Source organism: Brevundimonas sp. Soil_N_31 (assembly GCF_057655995.1).
Genome location: NZ_JBDGLE010000001.1, coordinates 364,239 through 382,750, shown reverse-complemented (window position 1 = coordinate 382,750; position 18,512 = coordinate 364,239). Strand labels below are relative to the sequence as shown.

The following is an 18,512-nucleotide window of genomic DNA, read 5'->3' as shown; positions in this document are numbered from 1 at the left end:
CCACCTCAACCGATCAGACTCTAGCGGATGGGTTTCAAAAACCGGTCGGTCTGAAGGTTCAGCCACGTCCCGGGTCTGGTCAGGCCGGCGCCCGGTTCCCATGACGCAAGCACGATCTCCGCTCGGCCGATGATGTTCTCGGCCGGCAGCAGGCCGACGCCGACCTCGGCGGGCCATCGGCTGTCCAGTGAGTTGTCGCGATTATCGCCCATCACGAAATACCGGCCCGCCGGCACGCGATAGACGTCGGTGTCGTCGCCGGGCTGAGAAGGGCCGCCATCGTAGGTGACATAATCTCGACCGTCGCCGAGCGTTTCGCGCACGGCCAGCACCTGTCGCTCGGGCGCGTCGTGATCCTGGGTCAGACCCAGGGGCGTGCGTTTGACGGCGTGTCCGTTGATGAAAACCTGGCCGCTTCGAACCTGAACCGTATCGCCTGGCAGGCCCACGACGCGCTTAACCCAGGCGGTTGACGGGTCGTTGGGCCGACGAAAGACGACCACATCGCCCCTGGCCGGGGAACGCGCCAGAAGCCGCCTCGGCTTTACGGGCGGGTTGAACGGCAGCGACGCCGTGCTCCAGCCGTAGCTGTACTTCGACACGACGATGTAGTCGCCGGTGACAAGGCCCGGCTCCATCGACGAGGAGGGGATGGTGAACGGCTGGAACAGCACGGTCCTGACGACGAAGACGAGCAGCAGGGCGTAGGCCAGGGTTCGAGCGATATCGACGACTTCACGGCGCCAGGCGGGCGGTGCGTCTACAGGGGCGGGGGCGTTGGCGACATGGGTCATGACGCCATGGCGCGCCGGGTCAGTCGGTAAGGCCAGCCTTACCGTGTCCCGACAGTTACAAAACCTGTCCGGACACGGCCGCCGCCACGGCTTCGACGCCTGTCAGCGGGACGAACAGCGCGGTGGAGTCCGGTACGACCTTCAGGGCCGGAGCCAGCATTCGCAGATAGGCCGTCTGCGGCGTCTCGACGGCGCCGAACTGGCTGAGGTGGTCGGTCAGGAACTGCGCGTCCAACAGGCGCCAGCCGCCCTTTCTCAGTCGTGCGACCAGATGGACCAGGGCGACCTTGGAGGCGTCCGTGGCCCGGCTGAACATGCTCTCGCCGAAGAAGGCGCCGCCCAGCGTCACGCCGTACAGGCCGCCGACCAGCGTCTCGTCGCGCCAGCACTCGATGCTGTGGGCGAAGCCGCGCTGATGCAGTTCGACGTAGAGGCGGCGGATCGGAGCGTTGATCCAGGTGTCTTCGCGCCCCGGCGCGGGCGCGGCGCAGGCGTCCAGCACGGCGGCGAATGCCGCGTTCACCCGCACTTGAAACGGCTCGCCCCGCACGGTGCGGCGCAGGCGTGCCGGAATGTGGAAGCGATCCAGCGGTATGACGCCCCGCTGGTCCGGCTCGACCAGGAAGACGCGCGGATCGTCGTGCGCCTCGGCCATGGGGAAGACCCCCCGCGCGTAGCAGGCGAGCAGCGCTTCCGGTCCGAAGACGTCGGAAGGGCCGCTCGCGCTGAAGCCCGGCTCGTCCAAAGGGCGCTTAGGCCTTGGCCTTGCGCGCCGCCGCCCACTTCTCCAGCCAGTGGATGTCGTAGTCGCCCGACAGGATGTCCGGCTCCTGCAACAACTTCTGGAACAGGGGGATGGTGGTGTCGACGCCGCTGATGACCGTCTCGCCCAGCGAACGCTTCAGGCGCGCCAGCGCCTCTTCGCGATCGCGGCCGTGGACGATCAGCTTGCCGATCAGGCTGTCGTAATAGGGCGGGATCGAATAGCCGGCGTAGATGGCGCTATCCAGACGCACGCCCAGGCCGCCGGGTGCATGGAACTCGGTGATCGTGCCCGGCGAAGGGGTGAAGGTCTCCGAGTTCTCGGCGTTGATCCGCACCTCGATGGCGTGGCCCTTGAACTCGATGTCGTCCTGCGTGAACGACAGCGGCAGGCCCGCGGCGATGCGGATCTGTTCGCGCACCAGATCGACGCCCGTGATCATCTCCGTGACCGGGTGCTCGACCTGCAGGCGGGTGTTCATCTCGATGAAGAAGAACTCGCCGTCTTCCCACAGGAATTCGATGGTCCCGGCGCCCAGGTAGCCGATGGCGGCGATGGCCTTGTTGACCGTCTCGCCGATCTTGGCGCGGCCCTCGGCCGACAGGGCGGGCGAGGGGGCCTCTTCCAGCACCTTCTGGTGGCGGCGTTGCAGCGAGCAGTCGCGTTCGCCCAGGTGGACGACGTTGCCGTGGCTGTCGGCGATGACCTGAATCTCGATGTGGCGCGGCTTCTGGAGGTAGCGCTCCATGTAGACGGCGCCGTTACCGAAGGCGGCCAGGGCCTCGGTCTGGGCCGTCTGGACGGCCTCGACCAGGTCGTCGGCCGTCATCGCCACCTTCATGCCGCGCCCACCGCCGCCGGCGGCCGCCTTGACGATCAGGGGGAAGCCGATGGTCTTGGACGCCTCGATGGCCTGTTCGACCGTCTCGACTTCGCCGTCAGAGCCGGGGACGACGGGGATGCCTGCGTCCTTGACGGTCTGCTTGGCGGTGATCTTGTCGCCCATGACCCGGATATGCTCGGGCTTGGGACCGATGAAGGCCAGGCCGTGGGCCTCGACGATCTCGGCGAAGCGGGCGTTTTCCGACAGGAAGCCGTAGCCGGGGTGGATCGCCTGGGCGCCGGTGATCTCCGCCGCCGCGATGATCGAGGGGATGTTCAGATAGGACTTGGCCGCCGGCGCGGGGCCGATGCAGACGCTCTCGTCGGCCAGGCGCACCCACATGGCGCCGCGGTCGGCTTCCGAGTGCACGGCGACGGTGGAGATGCCCATCTCCTTGCACGCGCGGTGGATGCGAAGCGCGATCTCGCCGCGGTTGGCGATCAAAACCTTGGTGAACATGGGGCTCAGGCTTCCAGCACGACCAGGGCTTCGCCGAACTCGACCGGCTGGGCGTCGCCCACCAGGATTTCAGCCACCACGCCGTCGCGCGGCGACTGGATCGGGTTCATGGTCTTCATGGCTTCGACGATGACCAGGGTCTGACCCTTCTTCACCTTGTCGCCGACCTTGATGAAGGGATCGGCGCCCGGCGCGGGCTGCAGATAGGCGGTGCCGACCATCGGCGACTTCACCTCTTCGCCGGCGCGGGCGACGATGGTGGCCGGGTCCGACGGCATGGAGAGCGGCGCGGCGGCGGCCGGTGCGGCGTGGGCGACCGGGGCCGGGGCGGCGGCGTGCTGGATCGGCGCGGCGGCGACGGTGACTTCGCGCTTGACCTTGATCTTCAGGTCGCCGCGCTCGACTTCGATCTCGGTCAGATCGGTGTCGTTCAGGATGTCGGCCAGGCTGCGGACCAGGTCGGCGTCGATGTTCTTGTTCTTGTCGTCGGACATGGGGGTCTCTTCTACTTGATCTTCAGACGGCGCGCGGCGGTCAGCCCTCGGCCCCGGCGCGGCGCGCCAGATCCAGAGCGGCCCGGACGGCCAATTCATAGCTGCGGGGGCCGAAGCCGGCGATCACGCCGGTCGCGGCCAAGGACACATAGGAGTGATGCCGAAACGCCTCGCGCGCGGCGGGGTTCGACAGATGGCACTCGACCACGGGGATGCTCAGCGTCTTCAGCGCATCCAGCAGGGCCAGAGAGGTATGGGTGAAGGCGGCCGGATTGATGACCAGGGCGTCGGCCTTGATGCGGGCCTCCTGGATCCAGTCGACCAGCTGGCCCTCATGATTCGACTGATGGAAGACGACGCGGGCGCCCTCGGCCGCCGCCTCGCACATGGCCTGAACGTCGGCCAGCGTCTCGCGACCATAGATATCCGGCTCCCGAACCCCCAGCAGGTTCAGGTTCGGCCCGTTCAGGACATACAGGGTGAGAGTTTCGGGCATTCGCTCGCAAAACAGGCGCGCCGCCGCGCGGAATCGAGCGCGCGTTGTAGCCCAGCTGACGCGCGGCGCAAAGCGGGCGAGGAAAAAGGGTGACGTAGGGGGAGGTTGGCGACGGCGGCCTAGCCTGAGAAGTCGATTAATACCGCTCAGCCATCGTTCCACGATCCGGCTTGAACGGCGTGGATGATGCTTGCCACTGTCAGGCTGCGATAAGTGCGCTCACCTCGCCATTCGCGAAATTCACGCAGAAAGTTTAGCCCGAAGTTATGGCCCACCTCATTGGGAGCGTAGCGTCGCAAATCCATCAAACTGAAGTCAGTCCCGAACGGCTTCCTGATCGCGTCAATGGCATCAGCCAAATCATCGCCCGCGAGGTGGAGATCATAGTAAAGTTCAGCCTCATCGTTGATCGGCTCTTCGATGTAGAATTCCCGTCTCAAGGTGCCCACGATGTGGTCACGGATGGAATTTGCTGATCGAGCGATTTCGTCGGCCATATCGGGAGTGAACGACAGATTGCCCATGCCCGCAATGGCGGCGACAGTTCACTGAAGTCGTGGATTTGATGTCCCGCGCCGGAACCCTCATTATCTGACGTTCCTAAAGAGGCCTTGCCTCTCCACCCTGTGCTTGGAGCGAACAGTTTGCGTATCGAAGTCAACGGCGAGGTGCGGGACACCGCCGCCACGACCATTCTGGGTCTGGTTCAGGAGCTGTCGCTGGACCCCAAGAAGGTGGCGGTCGAGCGCAATCTGGAGATCGTGCCGCGTTCGCTGCACGGCGAGACGGCGCTGGCCGAAGGCGACAAGATCGAACTGGTGCAGTTCGTGGGCGGGGGCTGACCCTAACCCTAACCTCCGCTCATCCCGGCGGACGCCGGGATGAGCGGGAGGGGGTGACAGCTCATCAAATCCCGCAACGCCGCTTCCCCCCGGCGGCGGGCGGCGCTAGGTCACTAAACCATGACTGACACCGCTCCCCGCACCGACAGCTGGACCGTCGCCGGCCGCACCTTCAACTCGCGCCTGATCGTGGGCACCGGCAAGTATCGCGACTACGCCCAGAACGCGGCGGCGGCCGAGGCTTCGGGCGCCGAAATGGTCACCGTGGCCGTGCGCCGGGTGAACCTGACCGATCCGAACCAGCCGGTGCTGACGGACTTCATCGACCCGAAGAAATACACCTATCTGCCCAATACGGCGGGCTGCTTCACCGGCGAGGACGCCGTGCGGACCCTGCGTCTGGCGCGCGAGGCGGGCGGCTGGACCCTGGTCAAGCTGGAGGTTCTGGCGGACCCCAAGACCCTGTTCCCCGACATGGAGGAGACGCTGCGGTCGCTGAAGCTGCTGACCGCCGAGGGCTTTGAGGTCATGGTCTATTGCACCGACGACCCCGTCTATGCGCGCAAGCTGGAGGACGCGGGCGCCGTGGCCATCATGCCGCTGGGCGCGCCGATCGGCTCGGGGCTGGGGGTGCAGAACCCGATCAACATTCGCCTGATCGTCGAGCAGTCCAAGGTGCCGGTGCTGGTCGACGCAGGCGTCGGCACGGCCTCCGACGCCGCCATCGCCATGGAGCTGGGCTGCGACGGCGTCTTGATGAACACGGCCATCGCCGAGGCGCGCGATCCCCTGCTGATGGCCAGCGCCATGAAGCACGCGGTCATCGCCGGGCGTGAATCCTACCTCGCAGGACGGATGAAGAAGCGGTTCTACGCCGACCCGTCCTCGCCGTTGGCGGGGCTGATCTGAGAAGGCTCAGGGGCTGACCGGAAGGTCAGCCCTTTTTCTTGGCCGCTTCGATCAGGGCGCCGACCTCGCGCGGGTCGATGCCGGGGCTGGCGACGCCGTTGATGAAGAAGGTCGGCGTGCCCTGCAGGCCGAGCGCAGCGGCGGCGGCATGAATGTCGGTGACGTGGCGCGTCATCTCGGGGGCCGAGATGGCGGCGTTGGCCTTGGCCATGTCGACGCCGTTGTCGGCCAGGATGCGGTCGATCGAGGCGCGGTCTAGCGCGCGTTCGGCCATCAGGGCGTCATAGACGGCCAGGTATTTGCCCTGCTGATGCGCGGCCAGGGCGGCGCGGGCGGCGTACTGTGAGGAGACGTCCTCGCCCCGGTCCAGAATCGGCCAGTCCTTGAAGACGAAGCGCACGTCCGGGTGGGCGGCCATCAGGGCGCGGTAATCGTGTGCCACGGCCTTGCAGCCGGGGCAGCGGAAGTCGAAGAACTCGATCACCGTCACCTTGGCGTTCGCCGGGCCGAAGGCCGGATCGCGCGCATCGGCGGCCAGCAGGGCCGGGTTGGCGGCGGCGGCGGCGTTGATGGTCTGGACGCGCGACTGGGATTCCGCCGTCTCGCGCGCCGCCAGGACTTCATCCAGCACTTGCGGGTTCTGGATCAGATAGGCCCGCACCCGTTCGCCGAATCCGCCGGTCAGGTAAGGTGCGGCCGACAGGACCAGGGCGACGGCTGACATCCCTGCGGCGGCCCAGCCCGGCATCGCGCCCGACAGGCCTAGGCGCGCCTTTCTCGGCGTAGCGGTCGGGGTGGGATCGCGGCGTGCGTCGTCGGTCATCAGTCTCTCGTCTTACTCAGTAAAACCGTGGGGCGGGGCGGAATCAGCCGCCTCCTGGCGGGATAACGCCGGATCGGCTGCGCTGCTCATTGCGACGCTCGGCGTCCTGGATATCTTTCTCAGTCGCACCGGTCGCCAGTACGATGTCCGTCGCGCGGCGCCATTCGATCGAGCTGCGGTCCAGCATGTCGCGGGCGCGCATGGCGAACTGGGCGGCCTGGTCCGGACGGCGCAGAGCGAACCAGTATTCGGCCGAGGCCAGGCGCGCCTCGCCCTCCTTTCCCTGGCTGGAATAGGCCTGAGACAGCAGGCGCCAGGCCAGGTTGTTGTCGCCTTCCAGAGCCACGGCGCGCTTCAGCTGGTTTTCCGCTTCGGCCAGCTTGGTCGTATCGTTCGTCTCGATAAGGGCATGGGCCAGGTTGATGCGCAGAAGCGGAGCGTCGGGCTTGAGCTGCACAGAGCGTTCATGGGCGCCGATGGCTTCGGTCGGGCGGCCTTCTTCGAACAAAATCTGGCCCTTGAGTTCCCAGAAATAGGGGTTCTCGGGCTGTTCGGTCAGGAGCAGATCGACGGCGTCCAGCGCCTTCTGCGTCTGGCCGTCGCGGTACCAGGCGATGGCGCGAGCATAGCGGGCGGGCAGGGTGACGTTGCTGGACGGATAGTCGCGCAAGGTCGAATTGGGCGCGTCCATGAAGGCGCGGATCTTGGCCACGACCAGGGCGTGTTGAGCCATACGCTCGGCGCTATCGCGCTTGTTGTAGTTGGAGGCGGCTTCGACCGGCGGTCGCAGGGCCTCGATGCGTTGCGACGATAGGGGGTGGCTGCGGAAATAGGGGTAGCGGCGCTGGTCCGAGAAGATTTCCTGCGAGCGGAAGTTCTCGAAGAACTCGACCATGCCGCGTCCGGATTCCCCGGCGCGCTCCAGGGCGCGGGCGCCGGTGATGTCGGCCTCGCCCTCCTGGCTCTGCATGTAGCGCAGGGCGCCCAGAGTGCCGAAGTACTGGCTGGAGGCCAGCAGGGCCGCGCCCGCGTCGGGCGCGCCTGCGATCGCGGCCAGGGCGCCCAGCGCCATGGTCATGATCATCGGCTGCATCCCGGCGTTCTGGGCGCCGTCGCGCAGGGTATGCCGGTTCTTGATGTGCCCGGCCTCGTGGGCGATCACGCCCAGGAGCTGATTGGGGCTTTTGGTCCGCAGGATCAGGCCGGTGTTCAACCCCATGATCCGCCCGCGCGTGGCGAAGGCATTCAGGTCGTTGTCGTTGACCAGCAGGATCTCGACCTCGTTCGGGTCCAGCCCCATGGCGTCGAGCACGGGCTCGGACCACTCGTGGATGATGCCCTCAATCTCGGTGTCCCGGATCAGGCTCTGGGCCTGGGCCGCGGCGGATGAAGCCAGCACCGCGAGGGCGCCGACGCTGGCGGCCAGATAGCGCCGAAAGCGGGTTGCGGCGGGGGGCGTCCTGGTCATGACGAACTCCAGAGCGATAGTCTCCCCCGCAGCTTCCAGCTTAATCGTGTCCGATCAACGGCGCCACCAGCCCCGCTTGGGCTTGGCGGGCGCTTCGCCGATCTGGTTCGGATCGTCGGCGATGATGGCCGCGATGTCGACCTCTGCGGCAGGCGTCGGCGCCGGTTCGGTCAGGACCACGGCTTGGGCCTGATCTTTGACCATGACGTCTTCGATCACGACGTCTTCGGCCAGGGCCTCTTCGATCGCCTGCTCGATGCGGGCGGCGACGGCCGGGGGTACGTCCAGGTCGGCCGGAACCGGTTGAGGTTCCGGCTCGACCGGCGCTGCATCCTCGCTGGTCGTTTCCACGACAGGCTCAGCGGCGGTTTCAGACGCGACCTTGCGGCGAACGCGACGACGCTTGGGGGCCTCGATGGTTTCCACGACGTGGGGGACGTCGGCGGAGGTTTCCCCCACGGAGTCACCATCGATCATCACGGCGATGGGCGTGTCCGGCGAACCGACGGGCGGCAGGCCCTCATTAAGGGCGCGATCCTCGACCTTGGCGTCGTGCGTCACTTCGCCACGACCGCGGCCGCGACCGCGACGACGACGCGAACGGCCGTTGCGGCCTTCGCCATCGTTCGCCTGTTCGACGGAGACTTCACGGATGTCCCCGTTCTCAGCCTCATCCCTTGCAGGGCGTTCGGCGATGATAGGCGCGGGATTGATCGGATCGAACCAGACGTAAGGATCCTGCAGCGAGGGCGTGCGGCCCCGCACCCAGGTGAAGACGTCGCGTTCGCCTTCCTCGCGCACGCGGCGACCGCCGCGACGGCCCCGACGGCGACGACCGCCGCGCCCGTCGTCATCGTCCTCGACAACAACGGCTTCGGCTTCTTCTTCACGACGACCGCCGCGACGGCGACGACGGCGACGACCGCCGCGACCGTCGTCGTCCTGTTCCAGGCGAGCGCGGGCTTCGTCGTCGTCTTCGTCTTCACGGTCCAGGTCAGCGTCGTCTTCATCGTCGCCGCCGAGGTCTTCGTCCTCATCGACGTCCTCGTCCTCATCAGCGAAGGCGCTGTCGTCGAAGCCGTCGTCGAGGTCAGCCAGGTCGATGTGGCTTTCCGGCGCGACGAAGTCTTCGTTGGTTTCGGTGCGCTCGATCGAGTGTTCGCCCTGGGCCAGGCTGTCGTCGATCTGGATGACGACGTTCACGCCGCGCTGTTCCAGCAGGGACTGCAGATAGTCGCGCTTGTGGTTCAGGATGTAGAGAGCCACGACCGTCGAGACGCGCAGGTTCACCGAACCCGCGCCGTTCTTGCCGGCCTCGATGTCGACGGCGCGCAGGGTGGTCAGAGCCGCCGATTCGGCCGAGCGGACGCGCCCGGCCCCCTGGCAGCATTCGCAGACCTCGGTCGCGCCTTCGATCACGCCCAGGCGGCGGCGCTGACGGCTGATCTCCATCAGGCCGAAGCCGGAGATGCGGCCCATCTGGATGCGCGCACGGTCCTTGGCCAGGGCGTCCTTGAGAATCTTCTCAACCGCGCGGTTGTTCTTGCCCTCGTCCATGTCGATGAAGTCGATGACGATCAGACCGGCAAGGTCGCGCAGGCGCAGCTGGCGGGCGGCCTCGACGGCGGCTTCCAGGTTGGTCTTGGTGGCCGTGGCCTCGACGTTGCGTTCCTTGGTGGCGCGTCCCGAGTTCACGTCGATGGCGACCAGGGCTTCGGTCTGGTTGATGACCAGATAGCCGCCCGACTTCAGCGGCACGACCGGCTGGTGAATCTGGGTCAGCACCTCTTCGATGCCGTTCGCCGCGAACAGCGGGCGCGAGCCCTGGTAGAGGTGGATCTTCTTGGCCTGTGACGGCATCAGCACGCGCATGAAGTCGCGGGCCTGCTTGAAGCCCTCGACGCCCTCGACCTGAATGCCGTCGAAGTCCTTGTCGTACATGTCGCGCACGGCGCGACGGACCAGGTTCTCTTCCTCGTGGATCATCGCCGGCGCATTGGAGCGCAGGGTCAGTTCGCGGATCGTCTCCCACAGACGCAGCAGATATTCATAGTCGCGCTTGATCTCGGCCCGCGTGCGCTTGGCGCCCGCCGTGCGGATGATCAGGCCCATGCCCTGCGGCACCTTCAGCGCGGCGGCGGCGGCCTTGAGGCGGCGGCGGTCCGAGGTGTTGGTGATCTTGCGCGAGATGCCGCCGCCCTTGCCGGTGTTCGGCATCAGCACGCAGTAGCGGCCGGCCAGCGACAGCCAGGTGGTCAGGGCCGCGCCCTTGGCGCCGCGCTCGTCCTTGACGACCTGCACCAGTAGGATCTGGCGGCGCTTGATGACGTCCTGGATCTTGTAGCGGCGCATCAGGCGACGCTTCAGGCGTTCCTCGTCGGCCAGCTTGCCGTCGGAATCGGCGTCGTCGGATTCACGGCCCAGGTCGTCTTCATCCGCGTCGTCGTGCGCCTCGGCCATGATGGCTTCGCGGTCGGCGACGGGGATCTGATAGTAATCCGGGTGGATTTCGTTGAAGGCCAGGAAGCCGTGGCGGTTGCCGCCGTACTCGACGAAGGCCGCCTGCAGGCTGGGCTCTACGCGAGTGACCTTGGCGAGATAGATGTTCCCGCGAAGCTGACGGCGGGCGCGGGATTCGAAATCGAATTCCTCAACCTGGCGGCCGTCCACGATCGCGACGCGCGTTTCTTCCGCGTGCGCCGCGTCTATCAACATGGTTTTTGACATTGAAGGTCTCTCTCAGGCGCGCCAGGCCGTGCGCCGCGAACGCAGTCGCGGGAATAGGGGCGGCTCGCCGAATGGAAATGGGGGCCAGGGCGCGCGTCATCCCCTCGCTAAAAGCGAGAGCGGCATGGTCTTGCCGTTCGGGAGCGCAGGCGGGTCGGCCCATAAGGTTGTCGGTCCTGGGCCCGGACGCGCCGATCAAGGCCGCGTCCTGAACCCGTTCTTCGGATCGTCGGCCAGGCCGGGCAATCCTCGGAATAGGTGAAAAGTCAGCGCCGCGAGGAGGGCGCGGCCGATCCCGCAGGACTGCGGGCGGCGCGATCAGTCGCGTACGAAGTTCATAATAGGCATATGCGACGGAAAATAAAAGAACCGCGACGGTAAGAGGTCTTAACGAAATCCTTAATCCGCCGGGGCATCCTAGCGATGAAACTACAGGGTAACTTCGGTTCATGGCCGGTCGGTGGCGTGACAATCTGGCCCGTTGGGGCGTACGCGAATGGGCGATGACGGCCTTGGCCTTCATCGTCGTTTGCGGCGTCGTGCTGGCGGCTGGGCGCGGTCTCGCCTTTGGATCGGATGGCGAGGTCATGCGCATCCGTTTCGGCGGGGACGCTCAGCGGACCCGCATCGTGGTCGACTTGGGCCGGGCTACGCGGGGTCAGGTGGTCGAGGATGGAACGTCCGGGCGCGTCATTGTCGCCCTGTCGGGCGTTCAGCCGGCGCGGGGGCTGGACGGTGCGGGATCGGGACTGGTGCGCGGCTATGACGTGTCCGCTTCCGGTTCTTCGTCTCGGGTGCGGTTGGATCTGGCGCGAGGCGCGGAGATTGAGCGTCGTTTCCTGCTGCCGCCCGGCGATGGGGTTCAACACTATCGCTATGTGATCGACCTGAAGGCGACGGGCGCCGCCGCGGTGACGCCGGTCGCCGCCGCGCGCCGCGCGCCGGCGCGCGCTGAAAAGCCACTGATCGTCATCGATGCCGGTCATGGCGGTCGCGATCCGGGCGCTCAGGGCCAGCATGTTCAGGAAAAGGCCGTCACCCTGGCGGCCGCCCGCGAGTTGAAGACGGCGCTGGAACGGACCGGCCGCTATCGCGTGCGTCTGACCCGGGACGGCGACGTCTATGTGGTGCACGGCCGCCGAGTGCAGATCGCCCGCGACGCCGGGGCGGATCTGTTCATCTCGCTGCATGCCGACGCCGGTTCGGACCCGGCCCTGCGCGGCGCCAGCGTCTATACCTTGTCCGAACAGGGCGCCGGACGCGCCGTGCGTGAGTTCACCAAGGGCGACGACTGGCAGCGCGACCTGCGCCTGCCGGGGCGCGACCCTTCGGTCGACCGCATCCTCCTGGACATGACCCAGCGCGCCACCCAGAACCGCTCGGCCCAGTTCGCGCGCGTCCTGCTGACCCACATCGAGGGCGACAATCATCCCCTGCTGCGGCGCAGCCACCGCGACGCGGGTCTGGCCGTACTGCTGGCGCCCGACGTGCCGGCGGTTCTGCTGGAGATGGGCTTCATCACCAATCCGGAAGATGAGCGCGTTTTGACCGATGAGCGCGCTCGCCGTCGTCTGATGCGCTCGGTCGCCGATGGCATTGACCGCTACTTCCGCGAACCGGCGGCTCCCGTCATGGTCGCGGGCGAAGTCGCCGGGGGCTGATTTCCTCCCTATGCAACGGGGAGGTGGATCGACGGCGAAGGCGACGAGACGGAGGAAGCCGCTTGGTTTGGCTGTCGGCAGCCCTCCACTACTGCGTGGTTCCTCTCCCATCGGAATGGGGAGAGGGTGTTCTTTACTAGTCTTCTAGGGCCGCCCTGGCGCGAATGAAGATGTCTTCGAACATCTCTGCCGTCAGGCGCCCCGTATTCGTGTTCAGTCGCGAGCAGTGATAGCTGTTGATCAGGATGTAGCGGCCGGCCTTGCCTTCAACCCCATGTCCGGCGGGAATGGCCGAACCAGGATAGCCGAGCGTGCGCAGTATGCTGCGGCGTGACACGTCGCCCAACGTCACGATCACCTTCAGTCGGGGAAGGGCGGTCAGCCGGTCGACGAGGAAGGGACGGCACGTGTTCTCTTCCGCCGCCGTCGGCTTGTTCTGAGGCGGAGCGCAACGCACGGCGTTCGTGATCATGCAGTCGATCAGCGTCAGATCATCCTTGCCGTCAGGATCGTAGCGGCCTGTCGCGAAGCCGGTCTTCTTCAGCGTGTCGTAAAGCAGCCAGCCTGCATGATCGCCGGTGAAGGGGCGTCCGGTCCTGTTGGCTCCGGTGCGGCCGGGCGCCAGGCCTGCGACCAGCAGACGCGCGTTCGGATCGCCGAACGACGGCGCAGGACCGTTCCACCAGTCCGGGTTCTGACGTGCGTTCTCCGCGCGGTACTCGACCAGACGGGGGCACAGGGGGCAGTCGCGGGCAGGTTCAGGGTTCAGCCCGACCTTCACGCGCGGTCGCTCCGATCCAGGGTGCGGGTCACGCCCTGATTCATCGGCGCTTTGGGCTTGCCTATCTCGTTGATGATGTCGGCCAGATCGATGAAGGCGTCAGCCTGGCGGCGCAGGTCGTCGGCGATTTGCGGCGGCTGGCTCTTCACCGTCGAGACAACGGTGACGCGCACGCCTTTGGCCTGCATCGCTTGCGCCAGGCGGCGGAAATCGCCGTCACCCGAGAACAGCACCACGTGATCCAAGCGCGGCGCGAGTTCCAACATGTCCACTGCGATCTCGATGTCCATATTGCCCTTGGTGCGGCTATGGCCCTGAGCGTCGACGTAGCGTTTGACGGGTTTCGTCACTACGGTGAAGCCGTTGTAGTCGAGCCAGTCGACCAGCGGCCGGATCGGTGAGAATTCCTCGCCCTCGACCACGGCCGTATAATAGTATGCGCGGACCAGCCGGCTTTCGCCGGTGAAACGTTCCGTCAGCTTCTTGAAATCCAGATCGCAGTTCAGGGCGCGGGCCGCCGAGTACAGATTGGCGCCGTCGATGAACAGGGCGATGCGGTCGTCGGGATGGTTGGTCATGAGCGAAAAATGAGTCCGTCGGTATGGTCGAGAAAATGAAGACCCAAAGCGAAACGGCCGATAGCGCGCTCGATCTGGATGGCGCAGTCATCGTCGCACTTGGCTGTAATGACAAGGGCGATTGGTCATCGTGCGCCGAGGCGCTGGAGGCGGCGCTGGCGCGTTTTCGCGCGGAGGGCGTGGATGTGCTGGCCCGGTCATCCTGGTGGGCGTCGCAGGCCTGGCCTGATCCGGGCGACCCGCCCTTCCTGAACGGGGTGGCGATCGTCAGCACGACACAGGACGCGCCGACCTTGATGCGGACCCTGGGGCGAATCGAGGATTTGTTCGGGCGTGTACGGACGGCGCGCAACGCACCGCGTACGCTGGACCTGGATCTGATCGCCTACGGACGACTCAGCGGCGATCTGGACGGGTTGATTCTGCCTCATCCGCGCGCGGCGGATCGGTTGTTCGTCATGGGCCCCCTGGCCGAGATCGCGCCGAACTGGCCACATCCGGTCTGTGGCGCACGAGCAGGTGATCTGGCCTTGCGCGCCGAGGTCGGCGACGATGCGAGGCCTGTTCCCAAGGCTTGACGTGGAGCGGGTCTCGGGCGAGGGAGGCGCAACTCACGCCGATCCGCCCCAATGCCGCCTTCGCGGCGTTGCACAATCGGCTTTCAACCTATATTTTGTGCGGTTCTCCCTGCCGCCAGAGGAATTTCATGGCCCGCGTCACTGTCGAAGACTGCATCGAGAAGGTGCCGAACCGCTTTGGTCTGGTTCTGCTGGCCGGTCACCGCGCCCGCAACATCGCCAACGGCGCGCCGCTGACGTTGGACCGCGACAACGACAAGAACCCGGTCGTCGCCCTGCGCGAACTGGCCGAGGACACCGTTACCCCGGACGAACTGCGCGAGAACATCATCACCACCCTGCAACGGGTCGATGAGCGGACCGAGGCCGAGGATGAAGCCGAAGTCGTGGCCCTGCTGGCCGAGCCGCAGCACATGAACATGGCCGAAGCCGAACTGATCCGCGCGCTGCAAAGCGATCGCGACGGGGGCCAGGAGGAACGCTACTGACGGCGCAGCCGGTCACTGGCGTCACTCCCTCAACGGCGCGGCCCCTGGCGGACACGCCGATGGACCAACCCGCGAATCTGCAAGACAAGTCGGCGTCGCCCCCTGCTGGGGCGGCGCCGAAGTCGTCTGAAGGCCCTGTATTGTCTGAACCCAAACGCGCACCGATCATGCGCCAGTTCGAATTGATCGAGGCGGTCAAGGCCTATGACCCGACCGCCGATGAGGCGCTGCTCAACCGCGCCTATGTCTATGCGATGAAGATGCATGGCTCGCAGTTGCGGGCCTCGGGCGATCCCTATTTCGCACACCCGATCCAGGTCGCAGGCATCCTGACCCACTATCGGCTGGATACGGCGACCATCGTCACCGCCCTGCTGCACGACGTGGTCGAGGACACCTCGGCCACCCGTGAGGACATCGCCGACATGTTCGGCGAAGAGGTCGCGGTCCTGGTCGAGGGCGTGACCAAGCTGTCGCGGCTTGAACTTCAGGCCGAGCACACGCGTCAGGCCGAGAACCTGCGGAAGTTCATTCTGGCCATTTCGCGCGATGTGCGGGTGCTGCTGGTCAAGCTGGCCGACCGCCTGCACAACATGCGCACCCTTCACTTCGTGAAGCCTGAGAAGCGCGAGCGCATCAGCCGCGAGACGCTGGAAGTCTACGCCCCCCTGGGCCGGTCGATCGGCATCCACTCCATCGCCGCCGAGCTGGAGGAGCTGGCGTTCGAGCATCTGAACGCCACGGCGCGCGTCGCCATCCAGCGCCGCCTGGAGGCGCTGAAGCTGGAGAACGGCAGCGCCATCGAGGCCGTCTCGCCCGAGATCGAGCGGGTGCTGTCCGAGGCGGGGCTGACCGCGCGGGTCAAGGGCCGAGAGAAGACGCCCTATTCCATCTGGCGCAAGCTGCAGCGCAAGACAGTCGGCTTTTCGTCCCTGTCGGACATCTACGGCTTCCGCGTCATCGTCGAGAGCGAGGACGACTGTTATCGCGCCCTGGGCGTCATCCACCGCGCCTGGCCGATGGTGCCGGAGCGGTTCAAGGATTTCATCTCGACGCCCAAGTCGAACAACTACCGCTCGCTGCACACCACGGTCGTCGGGCCGGGCGGCCTGCGCATCGAGATGCAGATCCGCACCGAGATCATGGATCGTGTGGCCGAGGACGGGGTGGCGGCGCACTGGGCCTACAAGAACCAGTCCTACGGCTTCGACCGCGAGGCCATGGAGGCTGACGGCGGCCGCGACCCCCTGCTGAACCTGCGCCATCTGGTTCAGGTGATCGAGCACGGGGAAGGGGGCGAGGACTGGGTCGAGCACGCCAAGCTTGAAATGTACCTGGATCAGGTCTTCGTCTTCACGCCGAAGGGGACGCTGATCACTCTGCCGCGCGGCGGGATGCCGCTGGACTTCGCCTACGCCGTCCACACCGAGGTCGGCGATACGGCCGTCGGGGTGAAGATCAACGGCGAGCTGAAGCCCATGCGCACGGCGCTTCAGAACGGCGACGTGGTCGAGATCATTCGCGGGACCAAGCGCGAGGTGCCGACCGACTGGCGCAGCCTGACCGTCACGGGCCGCGCCCGCTCGGCCATCCGCCGCCACATCCGCACCTCGGAGCGCGAAGAGTTCGTGCGCCTGGGCAAGACGACGCTGGAGCAGACGCTGGAGCGGGCGAGCAAGTCGCTGGCCGACGTCAAGCTGACGGAGGTGCTGAAGACCTTCGCCATGCCGTCCGAAGACGACATGTTCGACGCCATCGGCCGGGGCCGTTTGACCGCCACGCGCGTGGCCGAGACCCTGTTCCCGGCGCTGAAGGGCCAGCTGAAGGCCGGGCCGGAGCGCAAGCGCATCGGCGCGGAATCGCCGCGCCTGTTCGTGCGCGGCAGCGGCCTGACGCCGGGCGTCAGCATTCACTTCGGCCAGTGTTGTTCTCCTGTACCCGGCGACCGCATCGTCGGCATCCTTGAGCCGGACAAGGGGTTGACGGTCCACACCATCGACTGCCAGAGCCTGGCCGACTTCGCCGACGACGATTCCGTCTGGCAGGATCTGCAATGGACGCCGCAGGCCGAGCGCAGCGCCGTCGGCGCGGTCAAGCTGCACGCCACCATGAAGAACGCCCCCGGCGTTCTGGGCCAAGTCGCCACCATCATCGGCGAGGCGGGCGGCAACATCCTCAACCTCAGCATGGCGCACCGGCAGCAGGACTTCTTCGACGTCGATATCGACGTGGAGGTTGAAGACGCCCGCCATGCGACCATGATCATCGCGGCCCTTCGGGCCAATCCGTCCGTCGACACCGTCGACCGCGCGCGCGGCTGATCGCCGCCGCCTCTTTGTATTTTACGACAAGGCCGTCATGTCCCCCGAACAACAGAAGCTCGCCAACGAGGCCCAGATGGCCTCGCCCTCCTATCGTCTGGCCGCCCTGGATCAGGACTTCCTGCTGGGCGAGTCGATGCGCGGCGTGCGCTTCCTGATGGAGTACGAGAAGGCCGAACAGGCGCTGAAGGCCTGGGGCGTGCGTTCGACCATCGTCGTCTTCGGCAGCGCCCGCGTCGGCGTGAACGGCGACGGTCGTCACGCCTATTGGTACGAGCAGGCGCGCGAGTTCGGCCGCATCGCCTCTGAACGCGGCGGCGCCTTCCGCGGCGAGCCGGGCGAGGTGCGCGACAACGTCATCGCCACGGGCGGCGGGCCGGGCATCATGCAGGCCGCTAACCAGGGCGCGTATGAGGCGGGGGCGCCGTCGATCGGCTTCAACGTCACCCTGCCGCACGAGCAGTTCCCGAACCCCTGGTCGACGCCCGAGCTGACGTTCCAGTTCCACTACTTCGCCATGCGTAAGATGCACCTGGCCATGCGGGCCAACGCCCTGGTGGTCTTCCCCGGCGGCTTCGGCACCCTGGACGAACTGTTCGAGATCCTGACGCTGCGCCAGACGGACAAGGCGCCGCCGATTCCCATCGTCCTGTTCGACGAGGCCTATTGGCGCTCGGTCATCAACTTCGACGTTCTGATCGAGCACGGCATGGTCAAGGCGTCGGACATGAACCTGTTCGCCTTCGCCGACGACGCCGAGACGGTGTGGGCCAGGCTGCTGGAAGGCGGACTGAAGCCGAACTGCGACATCAAATAGCGCGCGGGTTGAGGGCGGCTGCTGCAGGGTCTAAGGACGGCCTTCATGAACACTGAAGACGTCCTCAACGAATTCCGCGACGCCGGCGCCCTGCGCGAAGGCCATTTCGTCCTCTCGTCCGGCCTGCACAGCCCGGTCTTCCTGCAGAAGAACCTGGTCTTCATGGACGGCGCCCGCTGTGCGCGCCTGTGCAAGGCGTTGGCGGAAAAGATCGTCGCGACGGTCGGCCCGGTCGACGCGGCGATCTCGCCCGCCGTCGGCGGCATCATCCCCGGTTATGAGACGGCCAAGCACCTGAACGTCCGCTCCATGTACGTCGAGCGCGAGGGCGGCGAATTCAAACTGCGTCGCGGCTTCTCGGTCGAGCCGGGTGAAAAGATCGTCATGGTCGAGGACATCGTCACCACGGGGCTTTCTTCGCGCGAATGCATCGCCGCGATCCAGAAGGCGGGAGGCGAAGTCGTCGCCGCCGCCTGCATCGTTGATCGGTCGGGCGGCAAGGTCGATGTGGGCGTGCCCCTGATCGCGTTGGCTTCGATGGAGGTGCCTGCCTATCCGGCCGACGCCCTGCCGCCGGAACTGGCCGCTCTGCCGGTCGAGGATCCGGGCAGCCGTCGCCTGTCGAAGTAG

General features: G+C 66.4%; 19 protein-coding genes. 8 read left to right on the top strand and 11 right to left on the bottom strand.

Annotated elements, in window-relative coordinates:
- Window positions 1–20: 20 nt before the first annotated feature.
- The 6 genes from lepB to AC3A3G_RS01835 all read right to left on the bottom strand — a co-directional run bounded on the left by lepB (window position 21) and on the right by AC3A3G_RS01835 (window position 4,386).
- On the bottom strand, window positions 21–794 hold the full coding sequence (lepB, locus tag AC3A3G_RS01860; RefSeq protein ID WP_487487412.1) for a signal peptidase I: 774 nt from the start codon (window positions 792–794) through the stop codon (window positions 21–23).
- Window positions 795–849: 55 nt separating this feature from the next.
- Complete coding sequence (aat, locus tag AC3A3G_RS01855; RefSeq protein WP_487487411.1) at window positions 850–1,539, bottom strand: leucyl/phenylalanyl-tRNA--protein transferase; 690 nt, start codon at window positions 1,537–1,539, stop codon at window positions 850–852.
- A gap of 7 nt (window positions 1,540–1,546) precedes the next feature.
- Window positions 1,547–2,899 (bottom strand): acetyl-CoA carboxylase biotin carboxylase subunit, encoded by a 1,353-nt coding sequence (gene accC, locus AC3A3G_RS01850; RefSeq protein ID WP_125899796.1) that lies wholly within the window; start codon window positions 2,897–2,899, stop codon window positions 1,547–1,549.
- Between the two features lie 5 nt (window positions 2,900–2,904).
- Window positions 2,905–3,393: an acetyl-CoA carboxylase biotin carboxyl carrier protein gene (gene accB / locus AC3A3G_RS01845; RefSeq protein WP_487487410.1), complete on the bottom strand. Its 489-nt coding sequence runs from the start codon at window positions 3,391–3,393 to the stop codon at window positions 2,905–2,907.
- A 40-nt stretch (window positions 3,394–3,433) separates the two neighbouring features.
- Window positions 3,434–3,889: a type II 3-dehydroquinate dehydratase gene (aroQ, locus tag AC3A3G_RS01840; protein ID WP_487487409.1), complete on the bottom strand. Its 456-nt coding sequence runs from the start codon at window positions 3,887–3,889 to the stop codon at window positions 3,434–3,436.
- A 146-nt stretch (window positions 3,890–4,035) separates the two neighbouring features.
- Window positions 4,036–4,386: a DUF1493 family protein gene (locus tag AC3A3G_RS01835; RefSeq protein ID WP_368923860.1), complete on the bottom strand. Its 351-nt coding sequence runs from the start codon at window positions 4,384–4,386 to the stop codon at window positions 4,036–4,038.
- 147 nt (window positions 4,387–4,533) lie between these two features.
- Between AC3A3G_RS01835 and thiS the strand changes: the two genes are divergently transcribed.
- Window positions 4,534–4,731 (top strand): sulfur carrier protein ThiS, encoded by a 198-nt coding sequence (gene thiS / locus AC3A3G_RS01830; protein WP_400544732.1) that lies wholly within the window; start codon window positions 4,534–4,536, stop codon window positions 4,729–4,731.
- Window positions 4,732–4,851: 120 nt separating this feature from the next.
- Window positions 4,852–5,640, top strand: coding sequence for a thiazole synthase (locus AC3A3G_RS01825; RefSeq protein ID WP_003168099.1), 789 nt, complete (start codon window positions 4,852–4,854; stop codon window positions 5,638–5,640).
- Window positions 5,641–5,665: 25 nt separating this feature from the next.
- Here the strand turns inward: AC3A3G_RS01825 and AC3A3G_RS01820 are convergent, their stop codons facing one another.
- From AC3A3G_RS01820 to AC3A3G_RS01810, 3 genes are read right to left on the bottom strand one after another with little or no spacing between them, the layout of a single operon-like run.
- Window positions 5,666–6,463 (bottom strand): DsbA family protein, encoded by a 798-nt coding sequence (locus AC3A3G_RS01820; RefSeq protein ID WP_487487408.1) that lies wholly within the window; start codon window positions 6,461–6,463, stop codon window positions 5,666–5,668.
- A gap of 43 nt (window positions 6,464–6,506) precedes the next feature.
- Window positions 6,507–7,931, bottom strand: coding sequence for a M48 family metalloprotease (locus AC3A3G_RS01815; RefSeq protein ID WP_200166879.1), 1,425 nt, complete (start codon window positions 7,929–7,931; stop codon window positions 6,507–6,509).
- A 54-nt stretch (window positions 7,932–7,985) separates the two neighbouring features.
- The gene (locus AC3A3G_RS01810) at window positions 7,986–10,658 is read right to left on the bottom strand and encodes an Rne/Rng family ribonuclease (protein ID WP_200166881.1); all 2,673 of its coding nucleotides are present in this window, start codon (window positions 10,656–10,658) and stop codon (window positions 7,986–7,988) included.
- A 449-nt stretch (window positions 10,659–11,107) separates the two neighbouring features.
- On the opposite strand from AC3A3G_RS01810, the gene AC3A3G_RS01805 reads away from it, so the two are divergent.
- Window positions 11,108–12,319 carry an N-acetylmuramoyl-L-alanine amidase gene (locus AC3A3G_RS01805; RefSeq protein ID WP_412877788.1) on the top strand — a complete coding sequence of 404 codons (1,212 nt, stop codon included), beginning with the start codon at window positions 11,108–11,110 and terminating at the stop codon, window positions 12,317–12,319.
- Between the two features lie 136 nt (window positions 12,320–12,455).
- Here the strand turns inward: AC3A3G_RS01805 and AC3A3G_RS01800 are convergent, their stop codons facing one another.
- Both AC3A3G_RS01800 and AC3A3G_RS01795 read right to left on the bottom strand, forming a co-directional pair.
- Window positions 12,456–13,100 (bottom strand): uracil-DNA glycosylase, encoded by a 645-nt coding sequence (locus AC3A3G_RS01800; RefSeq protein ID WP_368925403.1) that lies wholly within the window; start codon window positions 13,098–13,100, stop codon window positions 12,456–12,458.
- A complete protein-coding gene (locus AC3A3G_RS01795; RefSeq protein ID WP_368925401.1) occupies window positions 13,097–13,678 on the bottom strand; it encodes a LabA-like NYN domain-containing protein in 582 nt (193 codons plus the stop codon). Before AC3A3G_RS01795 ends, AC3A3G_RS01800 begins: the two co-directional genes overlap by 4 nt.
- 35 nt (window positions 13,679–13,713) lie before the next feature.
- Between AC3A3G_RS01795 and folK the strand changes: the two genes are divergently transcribed.
- The 5 genes from folK to pyrE all read left to right on the top strand — a co-directional run bounded on the left by folK (window position 13,714) and on the right by pyrE (window position 18,512).
- Window positions 13,714–14,256, top strand: a complete 543-nt coding sequence (gene folK, locus AC3A3G_RS01790) for a 2-amino-4-hydroxy-6-hydroxymethyldihydropteridine diphosphokinase (protein WP_368925400.1) — start codon at window positions 13,714–13,716, stop codon at window positions 14,254–14,256.
- 128 nt (window positions 14,257–14,384) lie between these two features.
- A complete protein-coding gene (gene rpoZ, locus AC3A3G_RS01785; RefSeq protein ID WP_003165386.1) occupies window positions 14,385–14,744 on the top strand; it encodes a DNA-directed RNA polymerase subunit omega in 360 nt (119 codons plus the stop codon).
- A gap of 59 nt (window positions 14,745–14,803) precedes the next feature.
- Window positions 14,804–17,065: a RelA/SpoT family protein gene (locus tag AC3A3G_RS01780; protein ID WP_487487407.1), complete on the top strand. Its 2,262-nt coding sequence runs from the start codon at window positions 14,804–14,806 to the stop codon at window positions 17,063–17,065.
- Window positions 17,066–17,102: 37 nt separating this feature from the next.
- Window positions 17,103–17,882: an LOG family protein gene (locus AC3A3G_RS01775; RefSeq protein ID WP_487487406.1), complete on the top strand. Its 780-nt coding sequence runs from the start codon at window positions 17,103–17,105 to the stop codon at window positions 17,880–17,882.
- A 45-nt stretch (window positions 17,883–17,927) separates the two neighbouring features.
- Window positions 17,928–18,512 (top strand): orotate phosphoribosyltransferase, encoded by a 585-nt coding sequence (gene pyrE / locus AC3A3G_RS01770; protein ID WP_313575135.1) that lies wholly within the window; start codon window positions 17,928–17,930, stop codon window positions 18,510–18,512.